Annotated in this window: 20 protein-coding genes, 6 tRNA genes, 1 pseudogene and 1 riboswitch; of the genes and pseudogenes, 17 read left to right on the top strand and 10 right to left on the bottom strand. The window is 71.5% G+C overall.

Translation table 11 applies throughout. The features are described from left to right. The first annotated feature begins 87 nt into the window (after window positions 1-87). The 4 genes from AB0I73_RS24440 to AB0I73_RS24425 all read left to right on the top strand — a co-directional run bounded on the left by AB0I73_RS24440 (window position 88) and on the right by AB0I73_RS24425 (window position 5214). Window positions 88-1512, top strand: coding sequence for an MFS transporter (locus AB0I73_RS24440; protein ID WP_363040628.1), 1425 nt, complete (start codon window positions 88-90; stop codon window positions 1510-1512). An 88-nt stretch (window positions 1513-1600) separates the two neighbouring features. Next, window positions 1601-2884, top strand: coding sequence for an L-2-hydroxyglutarate oxidase (lhgO, locus tag AB0I73_RS24435; protein ID WP_363040645.1), 1284 nt, complete (start codon window positions 1601-1603; stop codon window positions 2882-2884). 49 nt (window positions 2885-2933) lie between these two features. After that, complete coding sequence (gene trmB / locus AB0I73_RS24430; RefSeq protein WP_363040643.1) at window positions 2934-3782, top strand: tRNA (guanosine(46)-N7)-methyltransferase TrmB; 849 nt, start codon at window positions 2934-2936, stop codon at window positions 3780-3782. 133 nt (window positions 3783-3915) lie between these two features. Further along, on the top strand, window positions 3916-5214 hold the full coding sequence (locus AB0I73_RS24425; protein ID WP_363040641.1) for a PrsW family intramembrane metalloprotease: 1299 nt from the start codon (window positions 3916-3918) through the stop codon (window positions 5212-5214). A 64-nt stretch (window positions 5215-5278) separates the two neighbouring features. Here AB0I73_RS24425 and AB0I73_RS24420 read toward each other — a convergent pair whose 3' ends face one another. The 3 genes from AB0I73_RS24420 to AB0I73_RS24410 form a co-directional block, all read right to left on the bottom strand. Continuing rightward, window positions 5279-6313 carry a M23 family metallopeptidase gene (locus AB0I73_RS24420; protein ID WP_363040626.1) on the bottom strand — a complete coding sequence of 345 codons (1035 nt, stop codon included), beginning with the start codon at window positions 6311-6313 and terminating at the stop codon, window positions 5279-5281. Window positions 6314-6324: 11 nt separating this feature from the next. Beyond that, a riboswitch (cyclic di-AMP (ydaO/yuaA leader) is annotated at window positions 6325-6482 on the bottom strand. A 327-nt stretch (window positions 6483-6809) separates the two neighbouring features. Then, window positions 6810-6883, bottom strand: a tRNA-Met gene (locus tag AB0I73_RS24415). 89 nt (window positions 6884-6972) lie between these two features. Further along, entirely contained in the window at window positions 6973-8106 is a 1134-nt protein-coding gene (locus AB0I73_RS24410; protein ID WP_363040624.1) for a dihydrofolate reductase family protein, read from the bottom strand. 358 nt (window positions 8107-8464) lie between these two features. Between AB0I73_RS24410 and AB0I73_RS24405 the strand changes: the two genes are divergently transcribed. Continuing rightward, on the top strand, window positions 8465-9745 hold the full coding sequence (locus AB0I73_RS24405; RefSeq protein ID WP_363040622.1) for a cation:proton antiporter: 1281 nt from the start codon (window positions 8465-8467) through the stop codon (window positions 9743-9745). Between the two features lie 36 nt (window positions 9746-9781). Here AB0I73_RS24405 and AB0I73_RS24400 read toward each other — a convergent pair whose 3' ends face one another. Both AB0I73_RS24400 and AB0I73_RS24395 read right to left on the bottom strand, forming a co-directional pair. Continuing rightward, window positions 9782-10480, bottom strand: coding sequence for a response regulator transcription factor (locus AB0I73_RS24400; RefSeq protein WP_109382633.1), 699 nt, complete (start codon window positions 10478-10480; stop codon window positions 9782-9784). 2 nt (window positions 10481-10482) lie between these two features. Then, the gene (locus AB0I73_RS24395; RefSeq protein ID WP_363040620.1) at window positions 10483-11484 is read right to left on the bottom strand and encodes a histidine kinase; all 1002 of its coding nucleotides are present in this window, start codon (window positions 11482-11484) and stop codon (window positions 10483-10485) included. A gap of 499 nt (window positions 11485-11983) precedes the next feature. On the opposite strand from AB0I73_RS24395, the gene AB0I73_RS24390 reads away from it, so the two are divergent. The 5 genes from AB0I73_RS24390 (at window position 11984) to AB0I73_RS24370 (ending at window position 15614) form a co-directional block, all read left to right on the top strand. Further along, window positions 11984-12274: a DUF3040 domain-containing protein gene (locus tag AB0I73_RS24390; protein WP_363040618.1), complete on the top strand. Its 291-nt coding sequence runs from the start codon at window positions 11984-11986 to the stop codon at window positions 12272-12274. Window positions 12275-12904: 630 nt separating this feature from the next. Next, the gene (locus AB0I73_RS24385; RefSeq protein ID WP_363040616.1) at window positions 12905-14122 is read left to right on the top strand and encodes a cation:proton antiporter; all 1218 of its coding nucleotides are present in this window, start codon (window positions 12905-12907) and stop codon (window positions 14120-14122) included. Between the two features lie 103 nt (window positions 14123-14225). Further along, entirely contained in the window at window positions 14226-14651 is a 426-nt protein-coding gene (locus tag AB0I73_RS24380; protein WP_363040614.1) for a DUF4118 domain-containing protein, read from the top strand. A gap of 107 nt (window positions 14652-14758) precedes the next feature. Then, on the top strand, window positions 14759-15247 hold the full coding sequence (locus tag AB0I73_RS24375; RefSeq protein WP_363040612.1) for a TetR/AcrR family transcriptional regulator: 489 nt from the start codon (window positions 14759-14761) through the stop codon (window positions 15245-15247). Window position 15248: 1 nt separating this feature from the next. Continuing rightward, a complete protein-coding gene (locus tag AB0I73_RS24370) occupies window positions 15249-15614 on the top strand; it encodes a hypothetical protein (protein ID WP_363040610.1) in 366 nt (121 codons plus the stop codon). A 65-nt stretch (window positions 15615-15679) separates the two neighbouring features. Here the strand turns inward: AB0I73_RS24370 and AB0I73_RS24365 are convergent. The 5 genes and pseudogenes from AB0I73_RS24365 to AB0I73_RS24345 all read right to left on the bottom strand — a co-directional run. Then, window positions 15680-15808: pseudogene (locus AB0I73_RS24365) on the bottom strand (DNA-binding response regulator); the annotation flags it as partial. Between the two features lie 105 nt (window positions 15809-15913). Next, a tRNA-Lys gene (locus AB0I73_RS24360) sits at window positions 15914-15986 on the bottom strand. Between the two features lie 154 nt (window positions 15987-16140). Continuing rightward, the gene (locus AB0I73_RS24355) at window positions 16141-18333 is read right to left on the bottom strand and encodes a DEAD/DEAH box helicase (protein ID WP_363040608.1); all 2193 of its coding nucleotides are present in this window, start codon (window positions 18331-18333) and stop codon (window positions 16141-16143) included. A 314-nt stretch (window positions 18334-18647) separates the two neighbouring features. Next, on the bottom strand, window positions 18648-19199 hold the full coding sequence (locus AB0I73_RS24350; protein WP_363040606.1) for a hypothetical protein: 552 nt from the start codon (window positions 19197-19199) through the stop codon (window positions 18648-18650). A gap of 95 nt (window positions 19200-19294) precedes the next feature. Next, a complete protein-coding gene (locus tag AB0I73_RS24345) occupies window positions 19295-19645 on the bottom strand; it encodes a metallopeptidase family protein (protein WP_055593280.1) in 351 nt (116 codons plus the stop codon). Between the two features lie 85 nt (window positions 19646-19730). Here AB0I73_RS24345 and AB0I73_RS24340 point away from each other — a divergent pair, with 85 nt between their 5' ends. The 7 genes from AB0I73_RS24340 (at window position 19731) to AB0I73_RS24310 (ending at window position 26840) form a co-directional block, all read left to right on the top strand. After that, window positions 19731-21347: a metallophosphoesterase gene (locus AB0I73_RS24340; protein WP_363040604.1), complete on the top strand. Its 1617-nt coding sequence runs from the start codon at window positions 19731-19733 to the stop codon at window positions 21345-21347. Window positions 21348-21427: 80 nt separating this feature from the next. Then, window positions 21428-21500, top strand: a tRNA-Glu gene (locus AB0I73_RS24335). A gap of 35 nt (window positions 21501-21535) precedes the next feature. After that, window positions 21536-21610, top strand: a tRNA-Asp gene (locus tag AB0I73_RS24330). Between the two features lie 24 nt (window positions 21611-21634). After that, window positions 21635-21708 (top strand) — tRNA-Phe (locus tag AB0I73_RS24325). Between the two features lie 101 nt (window positions 21709-21809). Then, complete coding sequence (gene hrpA / locus AB0I73_RS24320; RefSeq protein ID WP_363040602.1) at window positions 21810-25835, top strand: ATP-dependent RNA helicase HrpA; 4026 nt, start codon at window positions 21810-21812, stop codon at window positions 25833-25835. Between the two features lie 94 nt (window positions 25836-25929). Beyond that, window positions 25930-26004: transfer RNA gene (locus AB0I73_RS24315), tRNA-Asp, on the top strand. Between the two features lie 467 nt (window positions 26005-26471). Next, window positions 26472-26840 carry a DUF6274 family protein gene (locus tag AB0I73_RS24310; RefSeq protein ID WP_363040600.1) on the top strand — a complete coding sequence of 123 codons (369 nt, stop codon included), beginning with the start codon at window positions 26472-26474 and terminating at the stop codon, window positions 26838-26840. Window positions 26841-26861: the final 21 nt, after the last annotated feature.

Genomic DNA, 26861 nt, shown 5'->3' with positions numbered 1-26861 from the left:
ACGCTTGGGATGCGGCGAACTACGCTGGGTTTACGAATGCCGCCGGGTTATGCCAGAGCGGCAGCCGTCTGTGTCGAGGGGTGGCGCATGTCCAGGGAGCAACGCGGGCCGAACGAAAAACTCGGCACCGTTCTCGCCCTCGCGGGAATCTCCAACGCGGGCCTCGCGCGGCGCGTCAACGACCTTGGCGCGCAACGCGGATTGACCTTGCGCTACGACAAGACGTCGGTGGCGCGCTGGGTGTCGAAGGGGATGGTGCCACAGGGCACGGCGCCGCACCTGATCGCCGCCGCCATCGGCCAGAAACTCGGCCGCCCGGTGCCACTCCACGAGATCGGCCTGGCGGACGCGGATCCCGCACCCGAGGTGGGCCTCGCCTTCCCCCGGGACGTCGGGCAGGCGGTGAAGTCCGCCACCGAGCTGTACCGGCTGGACCTGGCCGGCCGCAGAGCGGGGTCCGGCGGCATCTGGCAGTCGCTCGCCGGCTCGTTCGCGGTGAGCGCGTACGCGACGCCTGCCTCGCGCTGGCTGATAACCCCGGCCGACAGTTCGGTCGCGCGCGAGGTGAGCCCGGCGGAGGGCTCGGCCGCACCGACCAAAGTCGGCCACAGCGATGTGCGCAAACTGCGCGAGGCGGCCGAGGACGCGCGGCGCTGGGACTCCAAGTACGGCGGCGGTGACTGGCGTTCCTCGATGGTCCCCGAGTGCCTGCGGGTGGAGGCGGCGCCGCTGCTGCTGGGCTCCTACGCCGACGACGTCGGCCGCGCCCTGTTCGGCGCGTCCGCCGAACTCACCCGGCTCGCCGGCTGGATGGCCTTCGACACCGGTCAGCAGGAGGCCGCCCAGCGCTACTACATCCAGGCCCTGCGCCTGGCCCGAGCGGCGGCCGACGTCCCCCTGGGGGGATACGTCCTGGCCTCCATGTCCCTCCAGGCCACCTACCGCGGTTTCGGCGACGAGGGCGTCGATCTCGCCCAGGCCGCGCTGGAGCGCAACCGCGGCCTGGCCACGGCCCGCACCATGAGCTTCTTCCGGCTCGTGGAGGCACGCGCGCACGCACGCGCGGGTGACGCCCCGGCGGCCGGCGCGGCCCTGAAGTCGGCCGAGGGCTGGCTGGAACGTTCCCGCCCCGGCGACAGCGACCCGGGCTGGCTCGGTTTCTACTCCTACGACCGGTTCGCCGCCGACGCCGCGGAGTGCTACCGCGATCTGAAGGCGCCCCGCCAGGTCCGCCGCTTCACCGAGCAGGCGCTGTCGCGTCCGACGGAGGAGTTCGTGCGCTCGCACGGTCTGCGGCTCGTCGTCTCGGCGGTCGCCGAGCTGGAGTCGGGCAACCTGGACGCCGCCTGCGAGCAGGGCGTGCGCGCGGTGGAGGTGGCCGGCCGCATCTCGTCCGCCCGCACCACCGAGTACGTCAAGGACCTCCTGCACCGCCTGGAGCCCTACGGCGACGAACCCCGCGTGGTCGAGCTGCGCGAGCGGGCCCGGCCGCTGCTGATGACACCCGCCTGAGAGCCCCGCCCGACCGGGCCGCCGGGGCCGCCCCGCCGAAGCCGGCGTCCCCGACGCCGCCGGGTTCACGGGCGGTGTCAGTGGCGTGGTGCACTATCGGGAGCGGGAGGTGGTGCGAGTGGTGCGGGCGGTGCGGCGGTCGTACGACTGCGACGTACTGGTGATCGGCGGCGGCATCGTCGGCCTGTCGACGGCGTACGCGATCACCCGCGCGGCGCCGGGCACGCGGGTCACGGTGCTGGAGAAGGAGCCCGGCCCCGCCCGGCACCAGACGGGCCGCAACAGCGGCGTCATCCACAGCGGCATCTACTACCGACCCGGCTCCCTCAAGGCGCGGTACGCGGTGCGGGGCGCGGCGGAGATGGTCAAGTTCTGCGCGGAGTACGGCATCCCGCACGCCGTGACGGGCAAGCTGATCGTCGCCACCGACCGGGACGAACTGCCCCGGCTGCACGCCCTGATCCAGCGCGGCCGAAAGAACGGGCTGACGGTCCGCGAACTGGGCGCGACGCAGATCGCCGAGTACGAGCCGGAGATCAAGGGCCTGGCCGCCATCCACGTCGCCACCACCGGCGTCTGCGACTTCGCGGCGGTGGCCCGCCACCTGGCGGAGGCGTCCGGCGCGGAGATCCGCTACGGCGCGCGGGTCGTCCGCGTCGACCGCCGCCCGGAACTGGGCGTCGCGGCCCTGACCGCCGCCGGGGACGTCGTGCGCGGCCGGGTCCTGGTGAACTGCGCCGGGCTGTACTGCGACGAGATCGCCCGCCTCACCGGTGACGATCCCGGTGTGCGCATCGTGCCGTTCCGCGGCGAGTACTACGAGCTGACCCGGCCGGAGCTGATCCGCGGCCTGGTCTACCCGGTGCCCGACCCGGCGTTCCCGTTCCTCGGCGTCCACCTCACGCGCGGCGTCGACGGCGGCGTCCACGTCGGCCCCAACGCCGTACCGGCGCTGGCCCGCGAGGGCTACGACTGGCGCACGGTCCGCCCGCGCGAGCTGGTCGCCGCCCTGGCCTGGCCGGGCTCCCGGCACCTGGCCCGCCGCCACTGGCGGCACGGCACGGGTGAACTGCACCGCTCCCTGTCCCGGCGGGCCTTCACCGAGGCGGTCCGCCGGCTCCTGCCCGCGGTCCGGGACGCCGACCTGGTCCCCGCCCCGGCCGGCGTGCGGGCGCAGGCCGTCCTGCGGGACGGCAGCCTGGCCGACGACTTCCTGATCCGGGAGACCCCCCGCACGATCCACGTGCTCAACGCCCCCTCCCCCGCCGCGACGGCGTCCCTGCCCATCGGCCGGGAGATCGCCCGCCGAGCGCTGGCCACCCTGGCCGACCCGACGCGACGGGGCGCCGACGCGACCGCGAAGTCACCATGAGGACCGCCGTGCGGACCGCCGTAAAATCGAGAGCACTGTGTCTGACTCCTTGAACGCCTCCGCAGCCCCGCACGCCGAGCACGCGCCCGGTGTGTCGATCCGCCGTACCCGGGAGAGGGGGGAGCCCCGCTTCCCCGACGGGCCGAAGGCCGATCCCGCCGGGTCGCACTTCGAGCGGCGGATCCGGAGTTTCCAGCCGCGCCGGAGCCGGGTCACCGCCGGGCAGGCGGACGCGTTGCAGCGGCTGTGGCACCGGTGGGGCTTCGACGTCGACGGACGCCGCCGGCTCGACCTCGCCGACTTCTTCGGCAACGACCACCCCGTCGTCCTCGAGATCGGCTTCGGCATGGGTGAGGCCACCGTGCGCATGGCCGCCGCCGACCCCGGCACCAACATCCTCGCCGTGGACGTCCACACACCCGGCCAGGGCCATCTGCTCGGCCTCGCCGACCAGCACGGCCTGGACAACGTGCGCGTCGGCAACGGCGACGCGATCATCCTGCTCCGCGAGATGCTCACCCCCGACTCCCTGAGCGGGCTGCGCGTCTTCTTCCCCGACCCCTGGCCCAAGAAGCGGCACCACAAGCGCCGGCTGATCCAGCCCGACTTCCTCACCCTCGCCGCGACCCGTCTGGCACCGGGCGCGGTCGTGCACTGCGCGACCGACTGGGAGCCGTACGCCCAGCAGATGCTCGAGGTGCTGACCGCGCATCCCGCCTTCGAGAACACCCTGGCGGACGGCGGTTTCGCACCGCGTCCGGAGTTCCGCCCGCTGACCCGTTTCGAGGGGCAGGGGCTGGAGAAGGGCCATGTGGTGAACGACCTGCTCTTCCGTCGCGTACCGCACGACGACCGACCCGGTGGCCGACCCGCCGGGCAGCCCCCCGCCGGCCCCTGAGCCCACCCGGCGTACCTGCGGGCAGCGCCCTTCCCTCGTTAGGGTCAATGCCGTGGACACCAGCCGTCCGTACCCGACGCAGCCCAGCCCGGTGGCACACCCCGCCGGGCCGCCCCGGCGGGCCCCGCGGCACGTGCACTGGTGGCAGCGGCCCTGGGTGCGCTACGGAGCACTGATCGTCCTCCTCACGCTCTCCGGCCTGGTCATCCTGGGTCTGGTCCGCGAGCAGACCGGCACGCAGGGCTTCCTGGTCGGCCTCGGCCTCGCCGTCCTCCCGGTGCCGCTGCTCATAGCCGCCTTCCGCTGGCTGGACCGCGTCGCACCGGCCCCCTGGCGCAACCTCGTCTTCTCCTTCGCGTGGGGCGCCTGCGCCGCCGCGCTGATGGCGATCGTCGCCAACAGCTTCGCCACCCAGTGGATAGCGACGGAGACGGCGGACCCGTCCCGCGCCGACACCCTCGGTGCGACCGTCATAGCCCCCGTCGTGGAGGAGTCGGCGAAGGCGGCCGCCGTCCTGCTGGTCTTCCTCTTCCGCAGACGCGACTTCACCGGAATCCTCGACGGCGTGGTGACAGCCGGGATCACCGCCACCGGCTTCGCCTTCACCGAGAACATCCTCTACCTGGGCAACGCCTTCGGCACCGACCAGCTCACCGGCGGCAGCGGTGTCGCCTCCGTCACCGCGGCGACCTTCTTCGTCCGCGTCGTCATGTCGCCGTTCGCGCACCCGCTCTTCACCGTGCTCACCGGCATCGGCTTCGGCATCTCCGCGCTCGCCACCGAACGCCGGCGCCCGGGGCGCGTCCTGCCGCCCCTGGGCGGTCTGCTGCTCGCGATGGGCATGCACGCGCTGTGGAACGGCTCCTCGGTCCTCGGCGAGTACGGCTTCTTCGCCGTGTACGGGGCGTTCATGGTGCCGTCGTTCGGCCTGCTGACCTGGCTGGTGGTGTGGACGCGGCAGCGCGAGCTGCGGACCGTGCGCACGGAACTGCCCGTGTACGTCGCCGCCGGCTGGCTGACCCCGGCCCAGCCGTTCGCGCTCGGCTCGATGCGGGCCCGGCGCATCGCCCGGCGGTACGCGCGCCGGCACGGAGGCCGGGCGGCGGCACGGACGGTGGCGCGGTACGAGGCGTACGCCACGTCCCTGGCGTTCCTGCGGCACCGGGCACGCCGCGGCCGCGTGGGCACGGACTTCGCCGCACGGGAGGGGGAGCTGCTGCGGGAACTGTGGCGCCGCCGCGACGCGGCCCGCCCGGCCCTGGAGCACGCGGCCCGCGCCACCGCGCCGCCCGTGCCGCCCTGGCCTGTGTACGGCGCGTACGGCGTACACGGCGTGCACGGCGCGACGAGCCTCGCGTATGCCCCGTACCCCGCGCACCTCGGGCATTCCGCGTACCGTCCGAACCCGTACGCGTACCCGTACCACCCCTGAAACGCCTGACCGGCAGCCCTGACGTCGGGGGGTCGTCGTCAGGACTGCCGGGGCTGTGGTCGTCTCAGACGGTGAGGCCCTTCGACTGGAGCCAGGCCATCGGGTCGATGCCCGCGCCGGAGCCGGCGGTGTGGACCTCCAGGTGGAGGTGGGCGCCGGTGGAGTTGCCGGTGGAGCCGACACGGCCGATCACGTCGCCCGTGTTGACCTGCTGGCCGACGCTGACGTTGATGGAGGACTGGTGGGCGTACCAGATCTCGGTGCCGTCGTCGAGCGTCAACACGGTCTTGTAGCCGTAGGAGCCGTCCCAGCCGGCGGAGGTGATCGTGCCGGTGTGGACCGCCTTGATCAGCGTGCCCGTGGGGGCGGCGAAGTCCAGGCCGGTGTGCTGACCGGAGGACCAGTAGGCACCGGCCTGACCGAAGGTCGAGGAGACGGTGTACGAGGAGGTGGGCAGCGCGTACTGCCGGGCCAGCTCGGCGAGGCGCTCGGCCTCGGCCTTCTTCTTGGCCTCCTCCTCCGCCTTCCGCTTCGCCTCGGCGGCCTTCTCCTCCGCCTCCTTCTTCGCGGCGGCGGCCTTCTCCTTGGCCTCCTTCTCCGCGGCGGCGGCGGCCTCGGCGGCGGCCTTGTCCTCGGCCTGGCTCTGCTGCTGCTCGACCTGGGCCATGATCCGGGCGTGCAGCGCCTCGCCGGCGTCGGAGGCGCCCTGTTCGGTGGCCTCGTCGGCGACCACACCGATGTCGCTGAGCGCGGTGGCGGAGCCCTCGGGGGTTTCCTCGTCGGAGATGAGGGAACCGACAGAGGGAAGGTCCGGCATCGAGATCGAGACCGGCGGCTTGCCGGTCTGGGCGCTGGCCATGCCGCCACCGGCGACGGCGGCTATGACACCGACGCCCAGGACCGTGGAGCTGCGGGCGAGGCCTCCGCCGCGCTGCTTGCCGACGCGGTGCCGACCGCGCACGGGGCGGACGGACTCCTCGGTGGGGTTCCACTCCTCGAAGGGGCCCTCGGCGGGGCGGACACCGCCGTAGACGAAGGTGTCGCCGTCGTACTGGTTCGGCATGAAGGGGGCCTCGGGAGCAGGCCGGTTCGACGCCACGTGGGCGTACTCCTTTCCTTCCTTCTCGCCTACCGGGTTAGCTGACGGGTTCGGAGCAGGAAGGTCTCCTACGCGCGTATACCCTCCGTGTCTCCACGGGGGCATCCACGCGATTCACCCCAAGATGTTGGTTCCCCGGTTCCCTTGCGGGATTCGGCGCGTGCGCACGGAGCCGACTCGTGTGACGGCTGGGACGACCGCGCTGCGTTATCGAACGTTAATAGAGGTAGGGGTCGGATTCCAAGCCGTTCCTCTTGATCGTTAACGATTTCCGCACGGACTTAAGCGCCACGACCGGGCAAAAACGGGCGAGTTGACCGTGCCTCGCGCGTCACACCGAAACTGACGGTTTATCAGTTGTTATGCGCAGCGCGGTGGCCCGGTCACCCGGCGTCACAACGGCGTGGAGGGCGGGACGACAAGCCGGGACGACGGGGCGGAGGCCAAGAACGACCGAGGGCCGGAACCCTTTCGGATTCCGGCCCTCGGCCTTCAGTAGCGGGGACAGGATTTGAACCTGCGACCTCTGGGTTATGAGCCCAGCGAGCTACCGAGCTGCTCCACCCCGCGTCGTTGTGTCACCAGCATACGGCATGCGGGGGACACTCCGCACACTCCTTGTCGTCGCAGTCGTCGCAGTCGTCGCAGTCGCCGTCGCGTCACCGGCCGATCAGATGGCCGTTCGGCGCCGTGGCGGCCTCCTCGTGCTCGGGCAGCACGACGACCCGGGCGCCCCCGGCGGCCAGCACTCCGCTGCCGTCGGCGTCCGCCACGAAGGTGTCAGGCTCCCGCCAGGCGGTGACCACCCGCCGTACCCCCGCGTCCAGGATCAGCCGCGCACAGGGCGCCGGACGCGAGGCGCGGCGCGCGCAGGGTTCCAGGCTGGAGTACACGGTGGCGGTCGCGAGCCGCGGATCCGTGGGGTCGATCTTGGCGAGGGCGGCCTCCTCGGCGTGCACCACCGGGTCGCCGCCCTCCCGGGAGTGGCCGCGGGCCAGCTCGGTGCCGTCGGCCGCGACCACCACCGCACCCACGCTGAAGGCCGTCTCCGACGGCGGGCACTGAGCCGCCAGTTCGCAGGCGAGGGCCAGCCAGTGGTGGTCGGCGGCGGCGGGGAGCGGGCCGGTGCCGGGGGCGGTGGGCTCGTAGCGCATGAGGACGACGTCGCCGACCGGGCGGGTCTCCAGCAACCGCAGCCGGCCGCCCTGGTAGGCACCGGGGCCGAAGAGGCGGGCGGCCTCCGGGTCGCCGACGAAGAGCGGGGCGAGGACCAACTGGAGCTCGTCGGCAAGGCCCTGGGTGAGGAGCTGGGTGTGGATCAGGCCGCCGCCCTCCACCATGAGCCGCCGGACGCCGTACACGTCGTACAGGTGCGTGAGGAGCCGCCGCCAGTCGAGTGCGGCGCCGAGCGGCACGACGTCGGTGGCGAGGCCGTGCGCGCGGGCGCGCTCGGCACCCTCCTCGGTCGTGTAGAGGACCTTCTCCCCGCCGGTGTGCCAGAACCGCGCCGTCGGGTCCAGGTCGCCGGAGCCGCTGACGGTGACCTTCAGCGGGTACTCGGACCGGCCCTCGGCGACCCGGACGGCCCGCCGCTCGGACGAGTTGACCAGCAGGCGGGGGTTGTCGGCGCGGATCGTGCCGGCGCCGATCAGGATCGCGTCGACCGACGCCCGTACCTCGTCGACCCGGTCGAAGTCGGCCGGACTGGACAGCAGCAGCCGCTCGGGGCCGGTGTCGTCGAGGTAGCCGTCCAGGGAGACGGCGGCGGACAACAGGACGTACGGGTGGGGCATCTACGCGCTCCTGGGAGGACGGGAGTGCGGGAACCGCGGGAACCGCGGACCGCTGAACTGGTTCAAGTCTGACAACCGGATCGTGGAACGGGGCGAGCCCCTGTGAGGGTCGTCCCCCATCCCGTTTGGGTGGCACCACGGATGGTCATCGCGCGGGGGCGGATGTGAGCGTGGAAGCAACGTGAAAACGACATGGAAAGACGGGACGGACACGACGAAAACCCCGGACCCCTGTCCCGTGACGCACCGGCCGCAGCCCCGTATGGCGAAGAACCCCCATCAACGCGAAGGAGCGGTCCCCACTCGGCTCAGTCGATGAGATCACGCTCCGTTCCCGTGCTGTGGAAGGTGGTGACCCGTGGGACATGCCGACACACTGCTCGCCATGGGTGGCGCCTTCCTCGCCGCCGCTTTCCTCGCCCGCCTCGGCAGCCGGATCGGGCTGCCGACCATCCCCCTGTTCATGCTGGCCGGCATTCTGCTCGGCCCGCACACCCCGGGCCCGGTCCTGGTCGAGGACGCGCACGACTTCGGGATGCTCTCGGCCCTCGGTCTCGTCCTGCTGCTCTTCTACCTGGGCCTGGAGTTCCACCTCGACGATCTGAGACGGGGCGGCAGACGGCTGCTCACCGCCGGTGGCATCTACCTGCTGCTCAACGTCGGCGCGGGGCTGGGCTTCGGGTTCGCCCTCGGCTGGGGGGCACGGGAGGCCCTGGTGCTCGCCGGGGTGCTGGGCATCTCCTCCTCGGCGATCGTCACGAAGATCCTCATCGAGCTGGGCCACATCGGCCGGCCCGAGACCCGCCTCATCCTCGGCGTCACCGTCGTCGAGGACATCTTCCTCGCCCTCTATCTCGCCGCTCTGCAGCCCGTCCTCAGCGACGCCCGGGGCCTCACGGGCATGGCGCTCCAGGCGGCCGAGGCGTTCGGCTTCCTGATGGTGCTCGCCATCGCCGCCCGCTTCGGCGGCCGGCTGTTCGGCCGGCTGCTGGCCGTGCGCGACAACGAGTTGCTGGTCGTCACCTTCCTCGGCACCGCGATCCTGGTCGCGGGCGTCTCCGAGGTGCTCGGGGTCGTCGACGCCATCGGCGCGTTCATGGTCGGTCTGATCGTGGCCGGCACCCCCTCCGCGCCCCGGATCCGCACCCTGGTGCATCCGCTGCGCGACGCCTTCGCCGCGATCTTCTTCTTCGCCTTCGGACTGGCCATCGACCCCGGTGACATCGCCTCCGTCGCCGGTCCGGTGTCCGTCGCCGTGGCGCTGACCCTCACCATGAACCTGGCCGCGGGCCTGCTGGTCGCCCGCCTGTACCGCTACGGCGTCGACATCGCCGCCGACATCGCGACCACGCTCGTCGCCCGTGGTGAGTTCGCGCTGATCCTGGCCGCCATGGCCACCGGCGCGGGGCTGGACGGCCGGCTCACCGCGTTCATCGCCGGATACGTGCTCGTCCTCGCCGTCCTCGGCCCGGTGCTCGCCGGACGGGCCGGCCTGCTCGCGCGCGCCCTGCGCGCCGTACGGGCGCGGCGGTCCGACCACGGGCCCCCGCCCGACGCCCCGGACGACGGGCCCGCACCCGACCTGGACGCCGGGCACGGCCGGGAGGCGGAGCCCCTGCCCGCCGAGGCCGAGCGGTAGGGCCGGTCCGGGCGCCCGCGTCGACGCCGGTGGCGGTCAGGGCTCGATCAGGCCGACGCGGATGGCGTACCGGGTGAGTTCCAGCCGGTCCTTCAGGTCGAGTTTGGCCAGCAGGTTGGCGCGGTGGCGCTCCACGGTCTTGGGACTGATGACGAGGAGGTCGGCGATCTGCTGCGAGGTGTGCCCCTCGGCGACCAGTTTGAGGATCTCCTCCTCCCGGTCCGTGATGGCCTTGGCGGGCAGGTTCCGGCCGTCCCGGGCGAGTTCGAGGTAGTTGCGGATGAGGGCGTTGACGGCACCCGGGTAGAGGAACGGCTCGCCGCGCATGGTGGCCCGGCAGGCCTCCACCAGGTCGCGGTCGGCGACGGACTTGAGGACGTACCCGGAGGCGCCGGCGCCGAGCGCCTCGAAGAAGAACTGCTCGTTGTCGTACATGGTCAGGATGAGGATCCGCGTCTGCGGGAGGGTGCGGGAGAGCTCGCGGGCCGCCTGGAGGCCGGTCAGGCGGGGCATGGCGATGTCGAGGATGGCCAGGTCGGGTTCGTGGGCGCGGGCCTGCTCGATGGCCTCGGCCCCGTTGTCGGCCTCGGCGACGACGGTCAGGTCCGGTTCGCCGTCGAGGATGAGGCGTACGCCTCGGCGGACCAGCGCGTGGTCGTCGGCGAGGAGGATGCGGGTGGGGGACGGGCCCGCGGCGGGGCCGGTGGGAGTGCTGGCGGGGGCCGGGTCGGTCATGGTCAGCGTTTCCGGTCGGGAGCGGCGGTCACGGGCGGCATGGCCCGCACGGGCGCGGGACCCCGTACGGGGACGGGTACGGCGAGGCTCACCCGGGTCCCGCCGCCGGGAGCGGGTCCCACGTCGAGGTCGGCGCCGACGAGCAGGGCCCGTTCACGCATCCCCCGGATACCGGCGCCCTCGGACGCGGCACCGATGCCGTGGCCGTCGTCCCGGACCTGGAGATCGACTCCTGCGGGGGTGCGGCGCAGGGAGACCTCCGCGCGGCGGGCCTGCGCGTGCCGGGCGATGTTGGTGAGCCCTTCCTGGGCCACCCGGTAGAGGACCAGTTCGGCCTCCGGCCCCAGGTCGGGCAGGTCGGGGTCGAGGCGGTGCTGGACCATCAGGCCGGTGGAGCCGCCGAACTCGGTGGTGAGGGCCTTGAGGGCGCTGGCGAGCCCCAGTTCGTCCAGGACACCGGGGCGCAGTCGGCGGGCGATGCGCCGGATCTCGTCCAGGCTGCTGCGGGTGGTCTCCTGCACCAGGCTCAGCTCCTCGCGCAGCTCCACCGGGGCGTGGTCGGCGACCCGCTTGAGCTGGAGCAGGACGGCGGTGAGGCTCTGGCCGACCTCGTCGTGCAGTTCCTGGGCGATGCGGCGGCGTTCGTCCTCCTGCGCGGAGAGGGCGCGCGCGCTGCTCGTGGCGCGTTCGTCCTCCAGCCGGTCGAGCATCGTGTTGTACGTGCTGATCAGCTCGGCGATCTCCCCGCGCCCGGCGACCTCGGGGCGCTGCCCCGGGCGGAGCAGGTCGGTGGTGGACATGGCGCGGGTGACGCGCTGCAGGGGGGCGAGGCCGACGCGCACCAGCAGCGCGTTGGCGAAGAGCATGGCGGCCAGCCCCACGGTGAGTACGGCGGCCTCGGTGAGCAGGACCGGGGTGGAGACGGTGACCGGTCCGAGCAGCAGGGCGGTGGCCGTGATCAGCACGACGGCGTTCAGCAGGAAGATCCGCCAGAACAGTGGCACTCAGTACCACCTCCTCACCCCTGCTCACCGTGCGCCGTCTGCCGTACTGTCTGTCGTAGGCTCCCGGTGCGGCGGGAGCGCCCCGGCGGCCCATCGGTTCCGGGGGCGCGGGCACGCGGGCCGCCACGACCCAGCGTGAGCGCTGTTCCGACCGTGCGCCATCCGTGCCAACCCCCATTTTTTTCACGGGTCCCCGGGTGTCCGGGCGCCCCACGTACATCGTCGACCCCCACGAAGATGAGGGCCGGACCCGATGGTCTCGAAGCACCCGGCGGGTGATCCTTGAAGTGGACGCGGGCCCGGCCCCGCCGAGCCGCCCACGCCGGGCGGGTGATGACCTCGGCGCCCGGGCAGGCTCCCCTGTGTCGGCCCTGGTTCGCGGGCCGACGGCTCACTTTTTCGCCCCCGGCGTCGGTGTCATGGAACCGACGCCCGGAGGTGTTTTTCAGGTGGCGGTCGGAGGTCTCCCCGTGCTGCCGCCGTTCGGGAAGGAGGAGACGTGCCCCAGTCCGACGACAAGCGCCTCGTCGATCTCGCGGCCCGAATCAAGCAGGACGACCCGCACTTCGCGCGCTCCCTGTCCAGCGGTCGGCCGGCCAAGCCGCGCGAGTACCGGCACACCCGCGCTTGGTGGGTACTGGGGATCGGTGTGGTCCTGCTGTTCATCGGTCTGGTCATGCCCCACGGGCTGCTCATCGCGACCGGTCTGGTCCTCAGCGGAATCGGCGTTCAGCTGTTCGACCCCTACCCGCCCCGGAGGGGCGGTCGGCGCCGGAACTCGGCTCGCTGATACGGCTCGAACCCGTATTCAGACGCGATTCACGACCGCCGCTTTGTCACGCTGAGCGGCTTTCCTCATAGCGCATCCCGGTTTGGGGTGCGCTAAAATTTTTACCAAGCGCTTACGCTCCGTTGAGCAGCGTTCCGCTCCTCCGTTGAGCGTTGACCGCCGAACGTCGAGCGCCGAGCACCGGCTGCCCGGCGTCGGCCGTCGAGCGTCGAGTGCTGATGTCCGGTTGGGCCGACGACGAGAAGACGAGAACGGGGGCGTGTCATGGGTCGGGTGATCCCCGTGCGTGTCGACAACGCCGCCCGTGACGCCGTTCCCGATACCGGCGGCACCGCCTTCCGGCCCTAGCGCCCGTCCCACGCCGTCTCCGCCCGCTGTCCGAGGCCCGGCACCGGCTCCTCACCCCCGTAGGGGACGCCCCGCCCACAGAGGACACACCGGACGCTCCCCACCCCACACCCTGCACCCGACAGTCGTCCCCCACAGCACCTCACCCCGGCACCTGGTTCCCCCGGCTTCCGACTCCCGACGCCCGGCTCCCGACTCCCGGGATCCGCCCCCCGGCCCAGCGAGCCCCAGCCCTCAGGCACAGACGCCGCCACCGAACCGATCCACGGAGGTCAGCCGCCCGTGCACAACACCACCGCCATGCTCGTCGAACTCGGAGCGATCATCCTCGCCCTCGGGCTCCTGGGCCGCCTCGCCGGACGGGTGGGCTTCTCCCCCATACCCCTCTACCTGCTCGCCGGCCTCGCCTTCGGCCATGGCGGGATCCTGCCGCTGCAGGCCAGCGAGGAGTTCGTCGCCACCGGCGCCGAGATCGGTGTCATCCTGCTGCTGCTCATGCTCGGGCTGGAGTACAGCGCGTCGGACCTCGTCACCACCCTCAAGACCCAGTACCCGTCGGGCGCGGTCGACTTCGTCCTCAACGCCGCCCCCGGCGCCGTCGCCGCGCTACTGCTGGGCTGGGGCCCGGTCGCCGCCGTCGCCCTGGCCGGCGTCACCTGGATCTCCTCCTCCGGGGTCATCGCCAAAGTGCTCGGCGACCTCGGGCGCCTGGGCAACCGCGAGACACCGGTCGTGCTCGGCGTACTGGTCCTGGAGGACCTCGCCATGGCCGTCTACCTCCCGATCCTCACCGCCCTGCTGGCCGGTGTGAGTCTCGCGGGCGGCAGCGTCACACTGCTGATCTCCCTGGGCACGGTCGGCGCCGTCCTCTACATCGCCCTGCGTCACGGACGCGTCGTCAGCCGCGCGGTCTCCTCCGACAACGCCGAGATGCTGCTGCTGGTGGTGCTGGGGCTGACCCTGCTGGTCGCGGGTGTCGCCCAGCACCTCCAGGTGTCGGCGGCAGTGGGCGCGTTCCTGGTCGGCATCGCGCTGTCCGAGGAGGTCGCCGAGGGCGCGCACGGCCTGCTGTCCCCGCTGCGGGACCTGTTCGCGGCGGTGTTCTTCGTCTTCTTCGGGCTGCACACCGACCCGGCGGACATCCCGCCGGTGCTGCTCCCGGCGCTCGCGCTGGCCGTCGTCACCATGCTGACGAAGATCGCCACCGGCTGGTTCGCCGCCCGACGGGCGGGCATCCCGGCCAAGGGCCGCTGGCGGGCCGGGGGCACGTTGGTGGCGCGCGGCGAGTTCTCGATCGTCATCGCCGGTCTCGCCGTCGGCACGGAACCACGGATCGGCCCGCTGGCCACGGCGTACGTCCTGATCCTGGTCGTCCTCGGCCCCCTCACCGCCCGCTGGACCGAACCGCTGGCCGGCCGCCTCACGCGCCGCAGGCCGGACGAGCGGCAGGGCACCGCCGCACCGGTCGACCAGACGGAACCGGCCCATGCGAGCGGCTGACCACACACGACGGCCCGTTCACGACGCCGGCGGTGCGAAAATCAGCCCGGGAAACCCGGGGTGCACTCCAGGGAAGCGGCAGCATGACGACCAAGGCACCGGCATGATCGAGTGGGTCACCGTCGGCACCGGCCCGCGGCCGGTCCCCCGGCCCGTAGCCACTCCGCTGATATGGGCGGGCGCCTTCGGCGGCGCGCCGGCCCTGGTGGCGCTCCTCCACACGGCCGTGGGCCCGCACCGCCCCGGGCTCTTCCTGGTGGCCCTGTCCCTGCTCGCCGCCGTCCTCGGCGTGTGCGCACGGTTCACCGCGGCCCCCGGCACGGCCGTCCTGTGCTGGCTGTTCCTCAACGGCTTCGCGACACCGCCCACCGGCACCCTCACCTGGGCCGGCCCCAGGGACACGTTCTGGCTCGGCTGCCTGCTCGCCGCCGCCCTCGTCGGCACGGCCGCCTCCCGCCTGGCCCACGCCCGCGCGGCCCACCACCGCCTCACCCTCCGGACGGACCCCGAGGACGGCCGCCCGGCCTGAGCGCCCGCAGCCTCGCGACCCAGCGCGACCCGGTGCGGCCCGCTGCTGCCCAATTCAAGAACGCTCGTTCTTGACCGATCGTTCTCATACCCCGTACCGTCATGGCCATGGGACGACCACGCGCCTTCGACACCGATCAGGCCGTCAGCACCGCAGCCGCCCTCTTCGCCACCCACGGCTTCGAGGGCACCTCGGTGGACGACCTGGTCACCGCCACCGGCATCCACCGGGGCAGTCTCTACAAGGTCTTCGGCTCGAAACGGAGCCTGCACCTGACCGCGCTCCGCCGGCACCTCGACCACGAGATCCACCCGACCACCGCGGCCATCGCCACCCTCACCGACCCCGCGCAGGCACTGGCCACCGCCACCGCCTCGTACGACAACGGTCCGGCCGCCGGACTCCTCCTCCTCGCCGCCGCCGAACGCGCACCCCACGACCCGGAGGTCGCCGCACTGGTCGCGGAAGGGATCGCAGCACTGGAGGACGCCCTGCGCCCCTCCCACGGTGACGCCGCCCCCCGACTCGCCTCCACCGTCCTCGGTATCCGCCTGCGCCTGCGCGCCCTGCCGGCCACCACTCCCAAGGAGCACTGACATGGCCCTGATCTCCATCGACCGCGAACGCGGCGTACTGACCGCCGAGTTCCAGGGCCTCGACAAGCTCTGGACCCTCAAGAGCCGCCTGGAGATCCCCCTCGCCCACGTACGCGGCGCCACCCACGACCCCGGCATGGCCCGCGAACCCAAGGGCGTCCGCGTCGCCGGCTCCTACTTCCCCGGACTGATCACCGCGGGCCGCTTCCGCCGCAACGGTGAACGCCTGTTCTGGGACGTGAAGAACCCGGACAAGGCGATCGTCATCGAACTCGCCGACGCCGAGCACTACGACCGGCTCGTCCTCGAGGTCGACAACCCCCGCGCCACCGTGGACCTCATCGAACAGTCCGTCTCCCGCGGCTGAACGAACCCGCACCGCGCCATGACGCACCGGCCTGCGGGCGCAGGGGGCCGTCGACGGCACGCGTCGCGCGGGGTCACCAGGCCGGATCCGCAGGTCAGGACCGCCAGTTGGGCCCGGTCACGGGCCCGGAGCTTGGCCCTGTCCCGGTCGATGTGGGTCTTCGCGATCAACGGGCTGACCACCGGTCGGCCCGCTCTGGGGCCCGACAACGGGACAACGAAACGGCGTCCGGGTCGACCGAAGCCGGCCCGGACGCCGAAGAGAGCAGGTCGGAGGGGGCTGCCCCTCCCCCGCACCGGTAGGCCCTGTGGGACTCGAACCCACAACCAATGGATTAAAAGTCCACTGCTCTGCCAATTGAGCTAAGGGCCCCTGGCGATGTTGCCCCCACGAGCATAGCGGGATGTGGGCGCTTCTTTGATCGGGTATCGGCGAGGGGGACCCGGACGTGTCCCGTGGAAAACGCGGGAGGGCCCGCACGACGGATGTCGTGCGGGCCCTCCCGGGTCGGTCCGGTGCGCCGGGATCAGCCGTTGCGCTTCCAGCGCGGCTTCTCCTCGCGGCGGCCGAAGGAGCCGCCACCGCGGTGGTCGTCACGGCGGCCGTACGGGCGGTCGTGGGAGGCACCGGAACGGAAGCCGGGGCGGTCGCCCTGGCGGTCACGGTTGAACGGACGGTCGCTGCCGCGGTGGCCGCCACGCTCGTCGCGACGGAAGCCGCCACGGTCACGGTCGCCGTCACGGTTGAACCCACCGCGGTCGTCACGGCGTTCGAAGGAACGGCCACCGCGGTCACGGTCGAAGGAACGGCCGCCGCGGTCGCCGCGCTCACCCCGGTCGTCGCGACGGAAACCGCCACGGTCGCCGCGCTCGCCCCGGTCGTCGCGACGGAAGCCACCGCGGTCCCCGCGGTCGTCACGGCGGAACCCGCCACGGTCGCCGTCACGGCGTTCGAAGGAACGGCCGCCACGGTCACCGCGGTCGCCACGGTCATCACGGCGGAAGCCGCCACGGTCGCGGTCCCTGTCGCGGTCACGGTTGAACCCGCCCCGGTCGCCGTCACGGCGTTCGAAGGAACGACCACCGCGGTCGCCACGGTCACCCCGGTCGTCACGGCGGAAGCCGTCCCGGCGCTCGGGACGCTCGAAGCGCTCCGTGTCACGCGCGGTCGGCTGCTCCGGCAGCGAGACCGCGGTCTGGGCCTGGGCCGCCTCGGTGGCCGCCTCGGCCACCGCCGTCTCCGGGTCCTCGCCCCGCTCCCGGGCGGCCCTGGCGACCAGCCGGTCCGCTTCGTCACGCAGTTCGGACGCGCGGCGCTGCGCCCGCTCCAACTCCTTGGTGAGCTGGGCGACCTCACGCTCCGCGTGCTGTGCCGCGTTGCCCGCCGACTCCGCCTGGACCTCGGTCATCGACCGGGCCCCGGTGATCTCGGCGAGCTCCGGGTCGAAGGCCGCGCCGCCCTGGATGATGTGGCGCGTGGCGTCCACGCCCGCGTCCTCCATCAGCCGGAAGATCTGGCGCCGCTGGTGCGGCAGCGAGAGGGAGACCACGGTGCCGGTACGGCCCGCGCGCGCCGTGCGACCGGCCCGGTGCAGGTAGTCCTTGTGGTCGCCGGCCGGGTCGACGTTCAGCACCAGGTCGATGCCGTCGACGTGGATACCGCGCGCGGCGACGTCCGTGGCGACCAGGACGTTGACGTAGCCGTCCTTGAAGTCGGCCAGTGTCCGCGTCCGCGCGCCCTGCGTCATGCCGCCGTGCAGCGCGTCGGCCTTCGCACCCGCCTCGCGCAGCTGGTCGGCGACCCGGTCCGCGCCCAGCTGGGTGCGGACGAAGATGATGGTGCGGCCCTTGCGGGAGGCGATGGCCGCGGTGACCGGCGCCTTGTCCTTCGGCTTCACGACCAGGATGTGGTGCGACATGGTCGTGACGGCACCCTGGGCGGCGTCGACCTCGTGGCTGACCGGGTCCTTCAGGTACCGGTCGACGAGGGTCTTGATCTCGTTCTCCATCGTCGCGGAGAACAGCATCCGCTGACCGCCCGCCGGAACCTGGTCCAGCAGCTCCGTCACCTCGGGCAGGAAGCCCAGGTCGGACATCTGGTCGGCCTCGTCGAGGACGGCGATCTCCACGTTCTCCAGGGAGCACGCGCCACGGTTGATGATGTCGCGCAGCCGGCCGGGCGTGGCGACGAGGATGTCGACACCGCGCTCGAGGGCGTAGATCTGGTTGCCCATGGAGGTGCCGCCGCAGACGACCTTCATGCGCAGGCCGACGACGTCGCCGTAGGGCTGGAGGGCGTCGGCCACCTGCATGGCCAGCTCACGGGTGGGCGTCAGGATGACGGCCCGCGGCTTGTGCTTCTCGGTCCGGCCACCGGCCAGCGTGGCCAGCGTCGGCAGACCGAAGGAGAGGGTCTTGCCGGAGCCGGTACGGCCCCGGCCGAGGATGTCCTTGCCGGCCAGGGCGTCCGGGATGGTCGCCGCCTGGATCGGGAAGGGGCTGGTCACGCCGTTCTGCGCGAGCTTGCGCACGACGCCCTCGGGAAGGCCGAGGTCGGCGAAGGTGAGCTCGGGGGTGTTGTCGGTGTCGTCGGTGGCACCGTCGTCGGCGACGTCGGCGACGGTGTCGGCGGCGACGTCGGTGATGTCGGTGTCCACCGAGCTCCCTGCGTTCTCAGGGGTCTCGGGCACGACGACGTGATCAGTGCTGGCGATGGGCATACGAATGCGAAACCTTCCGGAGTCTCTTCGGCACGCGCCCGTCAACTCCGTGATTCGCGATTCGCAATATGACCGCCTCGATGCGGTCCACCACGGTAAGGGGAGAGTACGCGCCACACGGCGCGCTCTGCAGTGGCGCCGGGCAAATAGGATCAAACGATCTGCCACCATACGCACCCTCCCCCACCGAAAGCAAACCGATCTCCCCTCATTCCGCAGACCCGCAGGTCAGCAGAGTGAAGGCCAATCGGCCCACGCATCGACAGGACGGCAGGACAAGTGCGCATACCGGCGAGGAAACGCTGGAGAAGCCGCTACACCGGCGCCCCCGCCTCCGGCGCCGGCTCCCGCCGCGCCAACTGGGTCTCCGGCGGCTCGTGCGCCGGCGAGGACGGCTCCGCGACCGTCGGCTCCGGTGTGACCGACGGCTCCGGCGGCGGGGGTGCCGGCTCCGGGTCCGACGGCCGGCTCGGCTCCGGTGGATCGGGCCGGCTGTCGGGCGCCGTCGGCTCCGGCGGCCCACCCGGCCGCCCGGTGTCGTCCGGCGACGGACCGCTCACCCCCGCGGAGGGCGACGCCTCGGCCGAGGCCGACGCCCCCGCCCTGCCCTTCTCGCGCTTGCCCTTCCCTTTTTGGCCCGCACGGCCCCCGCGCTCGCCCTCGGCCGCCGCGCCGCCCTGGCCGTCCGCACCTCCCGGCCCCGGCGGCAGCCCCCCGTCGGGCGCCGCACCACCCGGCCGGCCCGCGGAATGCGACGGCTTGGCGGCCCCGCCCGCCCCGTCCTCACCGATACTCATACAGCCGGCGGCGGCGACGACGGCCACGACGGTGGCGGCCAGGCGGACGGGTACGTACAAGGGGCGCACGAGGCCACCTCCGGTCGCGATGCTGGGTCGATGTGTCCAACTCCCGCCGCCCGCAGGAGGACACGCCAACAACGCACCAGTGACAGACCGGTGACCTACCCGTAGCCAAGAGCGTGCAGTCGGGCGTCGTCGATCCCGAAATGATGTGCGATCTCGTGCACCACCGTGATCTCCGCCTCCGCGACGACGTCCTCCCGGGACTCGCACATCCGCAGGGTCGGGCCCCGGTAGATGGTGATCCGGTCCGGCAGCACGCCGGCGTACCACTCACCCCGCTCCGTCAACGGAGTTCCCTCGTACAACCCCAGCAGCTCGGGATCGTCCGCGGGGGGTTCGTCCTCGACGAACACCGCGACGTTGTCCATCAGCCTCGTCAGCTCCGGCGGAATCCGGTCGAGCGCCTCGGCCACCAGCTCCTCGAACTCCCCACGCGTCATCTCCAGCACACCGCCATTGTCAGCCATGAGCCGTCCGTGCGAGCGCCATCGGACACCCCGCATATCGACTGCTCCGTATGGGCATACGGGACCAATGGTCCGCGTCCCCTCCGTAGTCAGGAACCTCCGACACCGCTCCCCAAAGGACCCGCGCGCACTCGGTCGCCGCCACCGCTCCCGCCGCCGCGTCCCTCCGGCGACGACCACCGCGCTCGCCCCCCGCCCCCGCCCCTGGAAGCGGGTCCTGGGACTCATCGCCGTCGTTCTGCTGGGCGCCTGGCTCGGCCTGCTGGTCGTGGGCGACGTCCGGGTCCCGGTCGGCCCCATGGACACGACCATGACCCTGCGCCCCTCCCTCACCGGCGGCACGAAGATCAACGTCTCTCCCCTGGGCGCCCTCGAACTCGACAGCCACACCGCCCCCGTCCGTCTCGACGTCAACGTCGACCAGCTCGACCCCGCCCGATCCCAGGCCCTCGTCGACCACCCCGAACGCCTCTCCGGGCTCCAGGACGAAGTCACCCAGGACATCGCCCGCGGCACCGCCGACCTCGCCGTACGCTCCGTCGTCGCCGTCGTCACCGGCGCCACCGCGCTCGGCCTCATCGTCTACCGCCGACCCCGCCGCGCCCTGGCCGCGGGCGGCCTCGCCCTCACCCTGCTGGCCGCGTCCGGCAGCACCGCGTACGCCACCTGGAACCCGGACTCCGTCCTCGAACCGAAGTTCTCCGGGCTGCTCTCCTCCGCGCCGTCCCTGGTCGGCAACGCCCGCAGCATCGTCACCGAGTTCGACGTCTACCAGAAAGAGCTGGCCCGCCTGGTCACCAACGTGACGAAGCTCTACGACGCCACCTCCACGCTCCCCGCCTACCAGCCCGACCCGACCACCATCCGGGTCCTGCACGTCTCCGACATCCACCTCAACCCCGCGAGCTGGGCGATCATCGCCTCGCTCGTCGAGCAGTACCGGGTGGACGTCATCGTCGACTCCGGCGACACCATGGACCACGGCACCGCCGCCGAGAACGGCTTCCTCGACCCCGTCGAGGACCTCGGCGCCCCCTATGTCTGGGTCCGCGGCAACCACGACTCCCTGGTCACCCAGCGCTATCTGGAAGGCCTCAAGAACGTCCACGTCCTGGACGAGGGCCGGGCCGAAACCATCGCGGGCCTGCGCTTCGCCGGCACCGGCGACCCCCAGTTCACCCCGGACCGGTCCAAGAAACCCGGAGCCGAGCAGTCCCAGGAACTCGCCGGTGCCCGCCTCGCCTCCGCCCTGCGCGACCAGAAGGCGGCCGGCACCCCGGTCGACGTGGCCGTCGCCCATGAACCGTCGGCGGCCCGCGAGGTCGACGGCACGGTGCCCCTCGTCCTGGCCGGGCACATCCACCGTCAGAAGACGGAGGTCATGAAGTACGGCACCCGGCTCCGCACCGAGGGCTCCACCGGCGGCAGCGGCCTGCGGGCGATCGAGGGCGAACACCCCGATCCGATCGAGACCTCGATCCTCTACTTCGACCGCGACACACGCCGCCTCCAGGCCTGGGACGCGATCAAGCTGGGCGGCCTGGGTCTCACGACGGCAGAGGTCAGCCGCCACCTCCCGGAGGAGAACCAGCCGGGCGCGACGCCGTCCGATCCCTCCTCCGAATCCCCCTCCGAATCCCCGTCCCAGTCCCCGCCCCACCCCCCCTCGGCGAGCACCCCGTAAATCGTTTTGGCGATCGCTCCCGCCATCCCATATGCTTCTCACGTCCCCGACGCGCTGAGAAGCGCCCAGGCGGGCCGATAGCCCTCATCGTCTAGCGGCCTAGGACGCCGCCCTTTCAAGGCGGTAGCACGGGTTCGAATCCCGTTGGGGGCACGCACCACCCTGTGCGACACTGTCGTACGGAGCTTGGTCCTGTGGAGCAGTTAGGAGTGCTCGCCACCCTGTCAAGGTGGAGGCCGCGGGTTCAAATCCCGTCAGGACCGCTGAGGTTTCACGTGAAACCTCGTGGCTGGGTAGCTCAGTTGGTACGAGCGATCGCCTGAAAAGCGATAGGTCGCCGGTTCGACCCCGGCCCCAGCCACAACCACACCCCCTCCGGGTCCCCGGAGGGGGTGTTCGCGTGCGCCGCACCGCCAAAACTGTTGGCCACAAAATTCTCGATGATGAGATCCTGGTTCCCGTATGTCCACGCAACCTGTCTCCGCTTCCGCGTCCCCTCCCGACGCCCCCTCCTTCAGAGCCCTCGCCTCCCGCCTGACCGAGCTCTCACTGCGCGATGCGCAGCGGCTCGGGCGCAGGCTCGAAGGCGCACGCAAGATCCGCAAGCCGGAGGCCCGGACCGCTGTGCTCGACGAGATCGCGGCGGAGGTCACGAAGGCCGAGGAGCGGATGGCCGGGCGGCGTGCGCGTGTCCCGGTGATCACGTATCCGGAGCAGTTGCCGGTCAGCCAGAAGAAGGACACGATCGCCGAGGCCATTCGCGATCACCAGGTGGTGATCGTCGCGGGCGAGACGGGTTCGGGCAAGACCACGCAGATCCCGAAGATCTGTATGGAGCTGGGCCGGGGCGTCCACGGGATGATCGGGCACACACAGCCCCGCCGGATCGCCGCCCGCACGGTGGCGGAACGTGTCGCCGAGGAGCTGGACACTCCGCTCGGGGAGGCCGTCGGCTGGAAGGTGCGGTTCACCGATCAGGTGAGTCCGGACTCCACCTTCGTGAAGTTGATGACCGACGGCATCCTGCTCGCCGAGATCCAGACGGACCGGGAGCTGCGCGCCTACGACACGATCATCATCGACGAGGCCCACGAGCGGTCGCTGAACATCGACTTCCTGCTGGGGTATCTCGCTCAGCTGCTGCCGCGGCGCCCGGACCTGAAGGTCGTCATCACCTCGGCGACCATCGACCCGGAGCGGTTCTCCCGGCATTTCGGCGATGCTCCGATCATCGAGGTCAGCGGTCGTACGTATCCCGTCGAGGTCCGGTACCGGCCGTTGCTCGAGGAGGACTCGCAGGACGCCGACCGTGACCAGATCACCGCGATCACGGACGCGGTCGAGGAGCTGATGGCCGAGGGGCCGGGCGACATCCTGGTCTTCCTCTCCGGTGAGCGGGAGATCCGGGACACGGCGGACGCGCTGACGAAGAAGCAGTACAGGTTCACCGAAGTGCTGCCGCTGTACGCGCGCCTCTCGCACGCCGAGCAGCACCGTGTCTTCCAGCAGCACAGCGGCCGCAGGATCGTTCTCGCGACCAACGTGGCGGAGACGTCGCTGACGGTGCCGGGCATCAAGTACGTCATCGACCCGGGCTTCGCCCGTATCTCCCGGTACAGCCACCGGACCAAGGTGCAGCGGCTGCCGATCGAGCCGGTGTCGCAGGCCAGCGCCAATCAGCGCAAGGGCCGCTGCGGGCGTACGTCGGACGGCATCTGCATCCGGTTGTACAGCGAGGACGACTTCGACGCCCGCCCGGAGTTCACGGACGCGGAGATCCTCCGTACGAACCTGGCGTCGGTCATCCTGCAGATGACGGCGGCGGGTCTGGGCGACATCGAGAAGTTCCCGTTCATCGATCCGCCGGACCACCGGAACATCCGGGACGGCGTGCAGTTGCTGCAGGAGCTCAACGCTCTGGACCCGGCGCAGAAGGACCCCCGCAAGCGGCTGACGGAGACCGGGCGGAAGCTGGCCCAGCTGCCGGTCGACCCGCGGCTGGCACGCATGGTGCTGGAGGCGGACCGCAACGGCTGTGTCCGCGAGGTGATGGTGATCGCGGCGGCGCTGTCCATCCAGGACCCGCGTGAGCGGCCGTCCGACAAGCAGACCCAGGCGGACCAGCAGCACGCACGGTTCCGGGACGAGACCAGCGACTTCCTCGCCTACCTGAACCTGTGGCGCTATGTGCGCGAGCAGCAGAAGGAGCGCGGCTCGTCGTCCTTCCGGCGCATGTGCAGGCAGGAGTATCTGAACTTCCTGCGGATCCGTGAGTGGCAGGACATCTACACGCAGTTGCGCACGGTCGCCAAGCAGATGGGCATCCACCTCAACGAGGAGGACGCGCCCGGGGACCGTATCCATGTCTCGCTGCTCGCGGGTCTGCTCTCCCACATCGGGATGAAGGACGTGAAGGAGTCGAAGGACTCCGGTGCGGCCGGGCGCAAGGACGGGAGCGGACGCAAGGACGGAGGCGGGCGCAACGAGTACGTGGGGGCGCGCAACGCCAAGTTCGCGATCTTCCCCGGTTCGGCGTTGTTCAAGAAGCCTCCGCGGTTCGTGATGTCGGCGGAGCTCGTCGAGACGTCCCGGCTGTGGGCCCGGGTCAACGCGAAGATCGAGCCGGAGTGGGTCGAGCCGCTCGCCGGGCATCTGCTGAAGCGCACGTACAGCGAACCGCACTGGGAGAAGGACCAGGCCGCGGTGATGGCGTACGAGAAGGTCACGCTGTACGGCGTCCCGATCGTCGCCCACCGCAAGGTGAACTACGGTCGGATCGACGCCTCGGTGTCGCGCGAGCTGTTCGTCCGCCATGCCCTGGTCGAGGGTGACTGGCGCACGCACCACAAGTTCTTCGCGGACAACCGCAGGCTGCTCACCGAGGTCGAGGAGCTGGAGCACCGGGCGCGGCGCCGGAACATCCTGGTCGACGACGAGACCCTGTTCGACTTCTACGACCAGCGGGTTCCCGAACATGTCGTGTCGGGGGCCCACTTCGACTCGTGGTGGAAGCGCAAGCGGCACGAGCAGCCGGACTTCCTCGACTTCGAGCGCGAGATGCTCATCCGTGAGTCGGCGGAGGCCGTCACCAAGGCCGACTATCCGGATTCCTGGCGGCAGGGCGCCCTCACGTTCCGGGTGACGTACCAGTTCGAGCCGGGTGCGGACGCGGACGGGGTGACGGTCCATGTTCCGCTCCAGGTGCTGAACCAGGTCACGGAGGAGGGCTTCGACTGGCAGATCCCGGGTCTGCGGGAGGAGGTCGTCACGGAGCTGATCCGTTCCCTCCCCAAGCCGATCCGCCGCAACTACGTGCCGGCGCCGAACTACGCGAAGGCGTTCCTGGAGAGAGCGGTTCCGCTGCAGGAGCCGCTGACCACGACGATGGCGCGTGAGCTGAAGCGCATGGTCGGGGTGCCCTTCGACGCAGACGACTTCGACTGGTCCAAGGTCCCCGACCATTTGAAGGTCACGTTCCGGATCGTCGACGAGCGTCGTCGCAAACTCGACGAGGACAAGGACCTCGAAGCGCTCCGGCTCCGGCTCAAGCCGAAGGCCCGCAAGGCGCTCTCGCGGGCGGCGGCCGCCACGACCGAACGCCGGGGCGGCGAGTCCCTGGAGCGTACGGGGCTGACCGACTGGACCGTCGGCACACTGACCCGCGTCTTCGAGACACGGCGGGCCGGTCAGCCGGTGAAGGCGTTCCCGGCACTGGTCGACGACGGCGACACGGTCTCCGTACGGCTCTTCGACACGGAGGCGGAGCAGCAGCCGGCGATGTGGAAGGGCACGCGTCGGCTGATCCTGCGCAACATCTCGGTGAGTCCCGCGAAGTTCGCATCCGAAAAGTTGACGAACCCCCAGAAGCTCGCTTTGTCGGCGAATCCGCACGGTTCGATCCAGGCGCTGTTCGACGACTGCGCGATGGCGGCGGCGGACCGGCTGATCGCGGACTTCGGTGGGCCCGTGTGGGACGAGGAGTCGTATCGCAAGCTGTACGACAAGGTGCGCGCGGAGATCGTGGACACGACCGTCCGTGCGGTGGATCAGGTGCAGCAGGTACTGGCCGCCTGGCAGGCGTGCGAGCGCCGGCTGAAGAGCGTGCGCAGCCCCGCGCTGCTGGCGAACCTCCAGGATGTGCGGGGACAGCTGGACTCCCTGGTGAAGCCGGGGTTCGTGACGGAGACGGGGTTGCGGCGGCTGCCGGACCTGATGCGGTACCTGGTGGCCGTGGACCGTCGTCTGCAGCAGATGCCGGCGAACGCCCAGCGGGACACGACCCGCATGGAGAAGGTCCAGGAGATGCGGGACGAGTACGCCTGGCTGCTGGAGCAGATGCCGCAGGGGCGGCCGGTGCCGCAGCAGGTGCTGGACATCCGCTGGATGATCGAGGAACTCCGGGTCAGCTATTTCGCCCACGCGCTGGGCACGGCGTACCCGGTGTCGGACAAGCGGATCGTGAAGGCGATCGACGCCGCAGTTCCGTGACGGAAGCGGCACGCAGGGTGAATTCGACCAGCGGGCCACGACTCCTGTACAGTCTCTTCTCGCAGCGCAAGAAGGTAATCGCGCCGCGAAACCTGGTCCTGTGGAGCAGTTAGGAGTGCTCGCCACCCTGTCAAGGTGGAGGCCGCGGGTTCAAATCCCGTCAGGACCGCTTTCACGAAGGGGCCCGCACCGTACGGTGCGGGCCCCTTCGCCGTACCCGGGACCAGGCCGGGGCAGAGGCCGCGCTCGCGGCGGCAGCCGCCGTCGGACACGGCGAACCCCGTCAGGACCGCATCCACCAAGGGGCCCGCACCATGGGGCGCGGGCCCCTTCGCCGTATCCACGACCAGGTCGCGCCCGCGGCGGCCGCCGTAACGGTGAGGCCCTTCTCACCAGGTTTCGCCGTCACCCTCTCTCCCACTCCCCCTCGCGGCGTTGTCATTCGCCGCCCTAAGGCCCTCACCGGCGGCGTGAGGGCCTATCAGGTGGTCCCGCGAGTTCCAGGGCCCCGCGCCCCGTGTCGAGCGCCTCTGAGGCTTCCCGGCGGAACTCCCCGTGCCTTGACGGGGCGGGATTCCCTGGGTACCCCGGACAGCAGGGCAGGCCGCTCTCCGTGCGGCCCTCTGGAGGTGGCACATGACCGCATCGGCCAGGCACGAAACGCGGGCGCTGCTCCGCGCGCACCTGTCGGCCGCGTCGTCGTTCGGGGGGCACCTCACCCGCCACTGTCCCGTCTGTCACCGCCTGTTGCGGCTGGCGATGGACTCCGCTCCCCACGACTTCCTCCCCCGCCCCGCCGAGCACACCGAATCCGCGGAATCCACGGAACCCACCGGAGGCACAGAGCGGCCGCCGGAGCCCGTCGAGGGCGAGGGCACCGCCCCAGTCACCCAGTTGCCGGGCCCCACCGTCGAGTTGCTCGCCTCGCACCGACGCCCGCCCCCTCTAGCGCATATGCCGGTGGCTCAACAACCCAGCCGGCATGTGACGGGTGTCACCGTATGAGTTTTGGAATGTGCGGTACTT

The organism is Streptomyces sp. NPDC050388, from assembly GCF_040655635.1.
GTDB lineage: Bacteria > Actinomycetota > Actinomycetes > Streptomycetales > Streptomycetaceae > Streptomyces.
The sequence above is the reverse complement of the archived record's forward strand: the minus strand, read 5'-3'. Positions and strand labels throughout refer to the sequence as shown.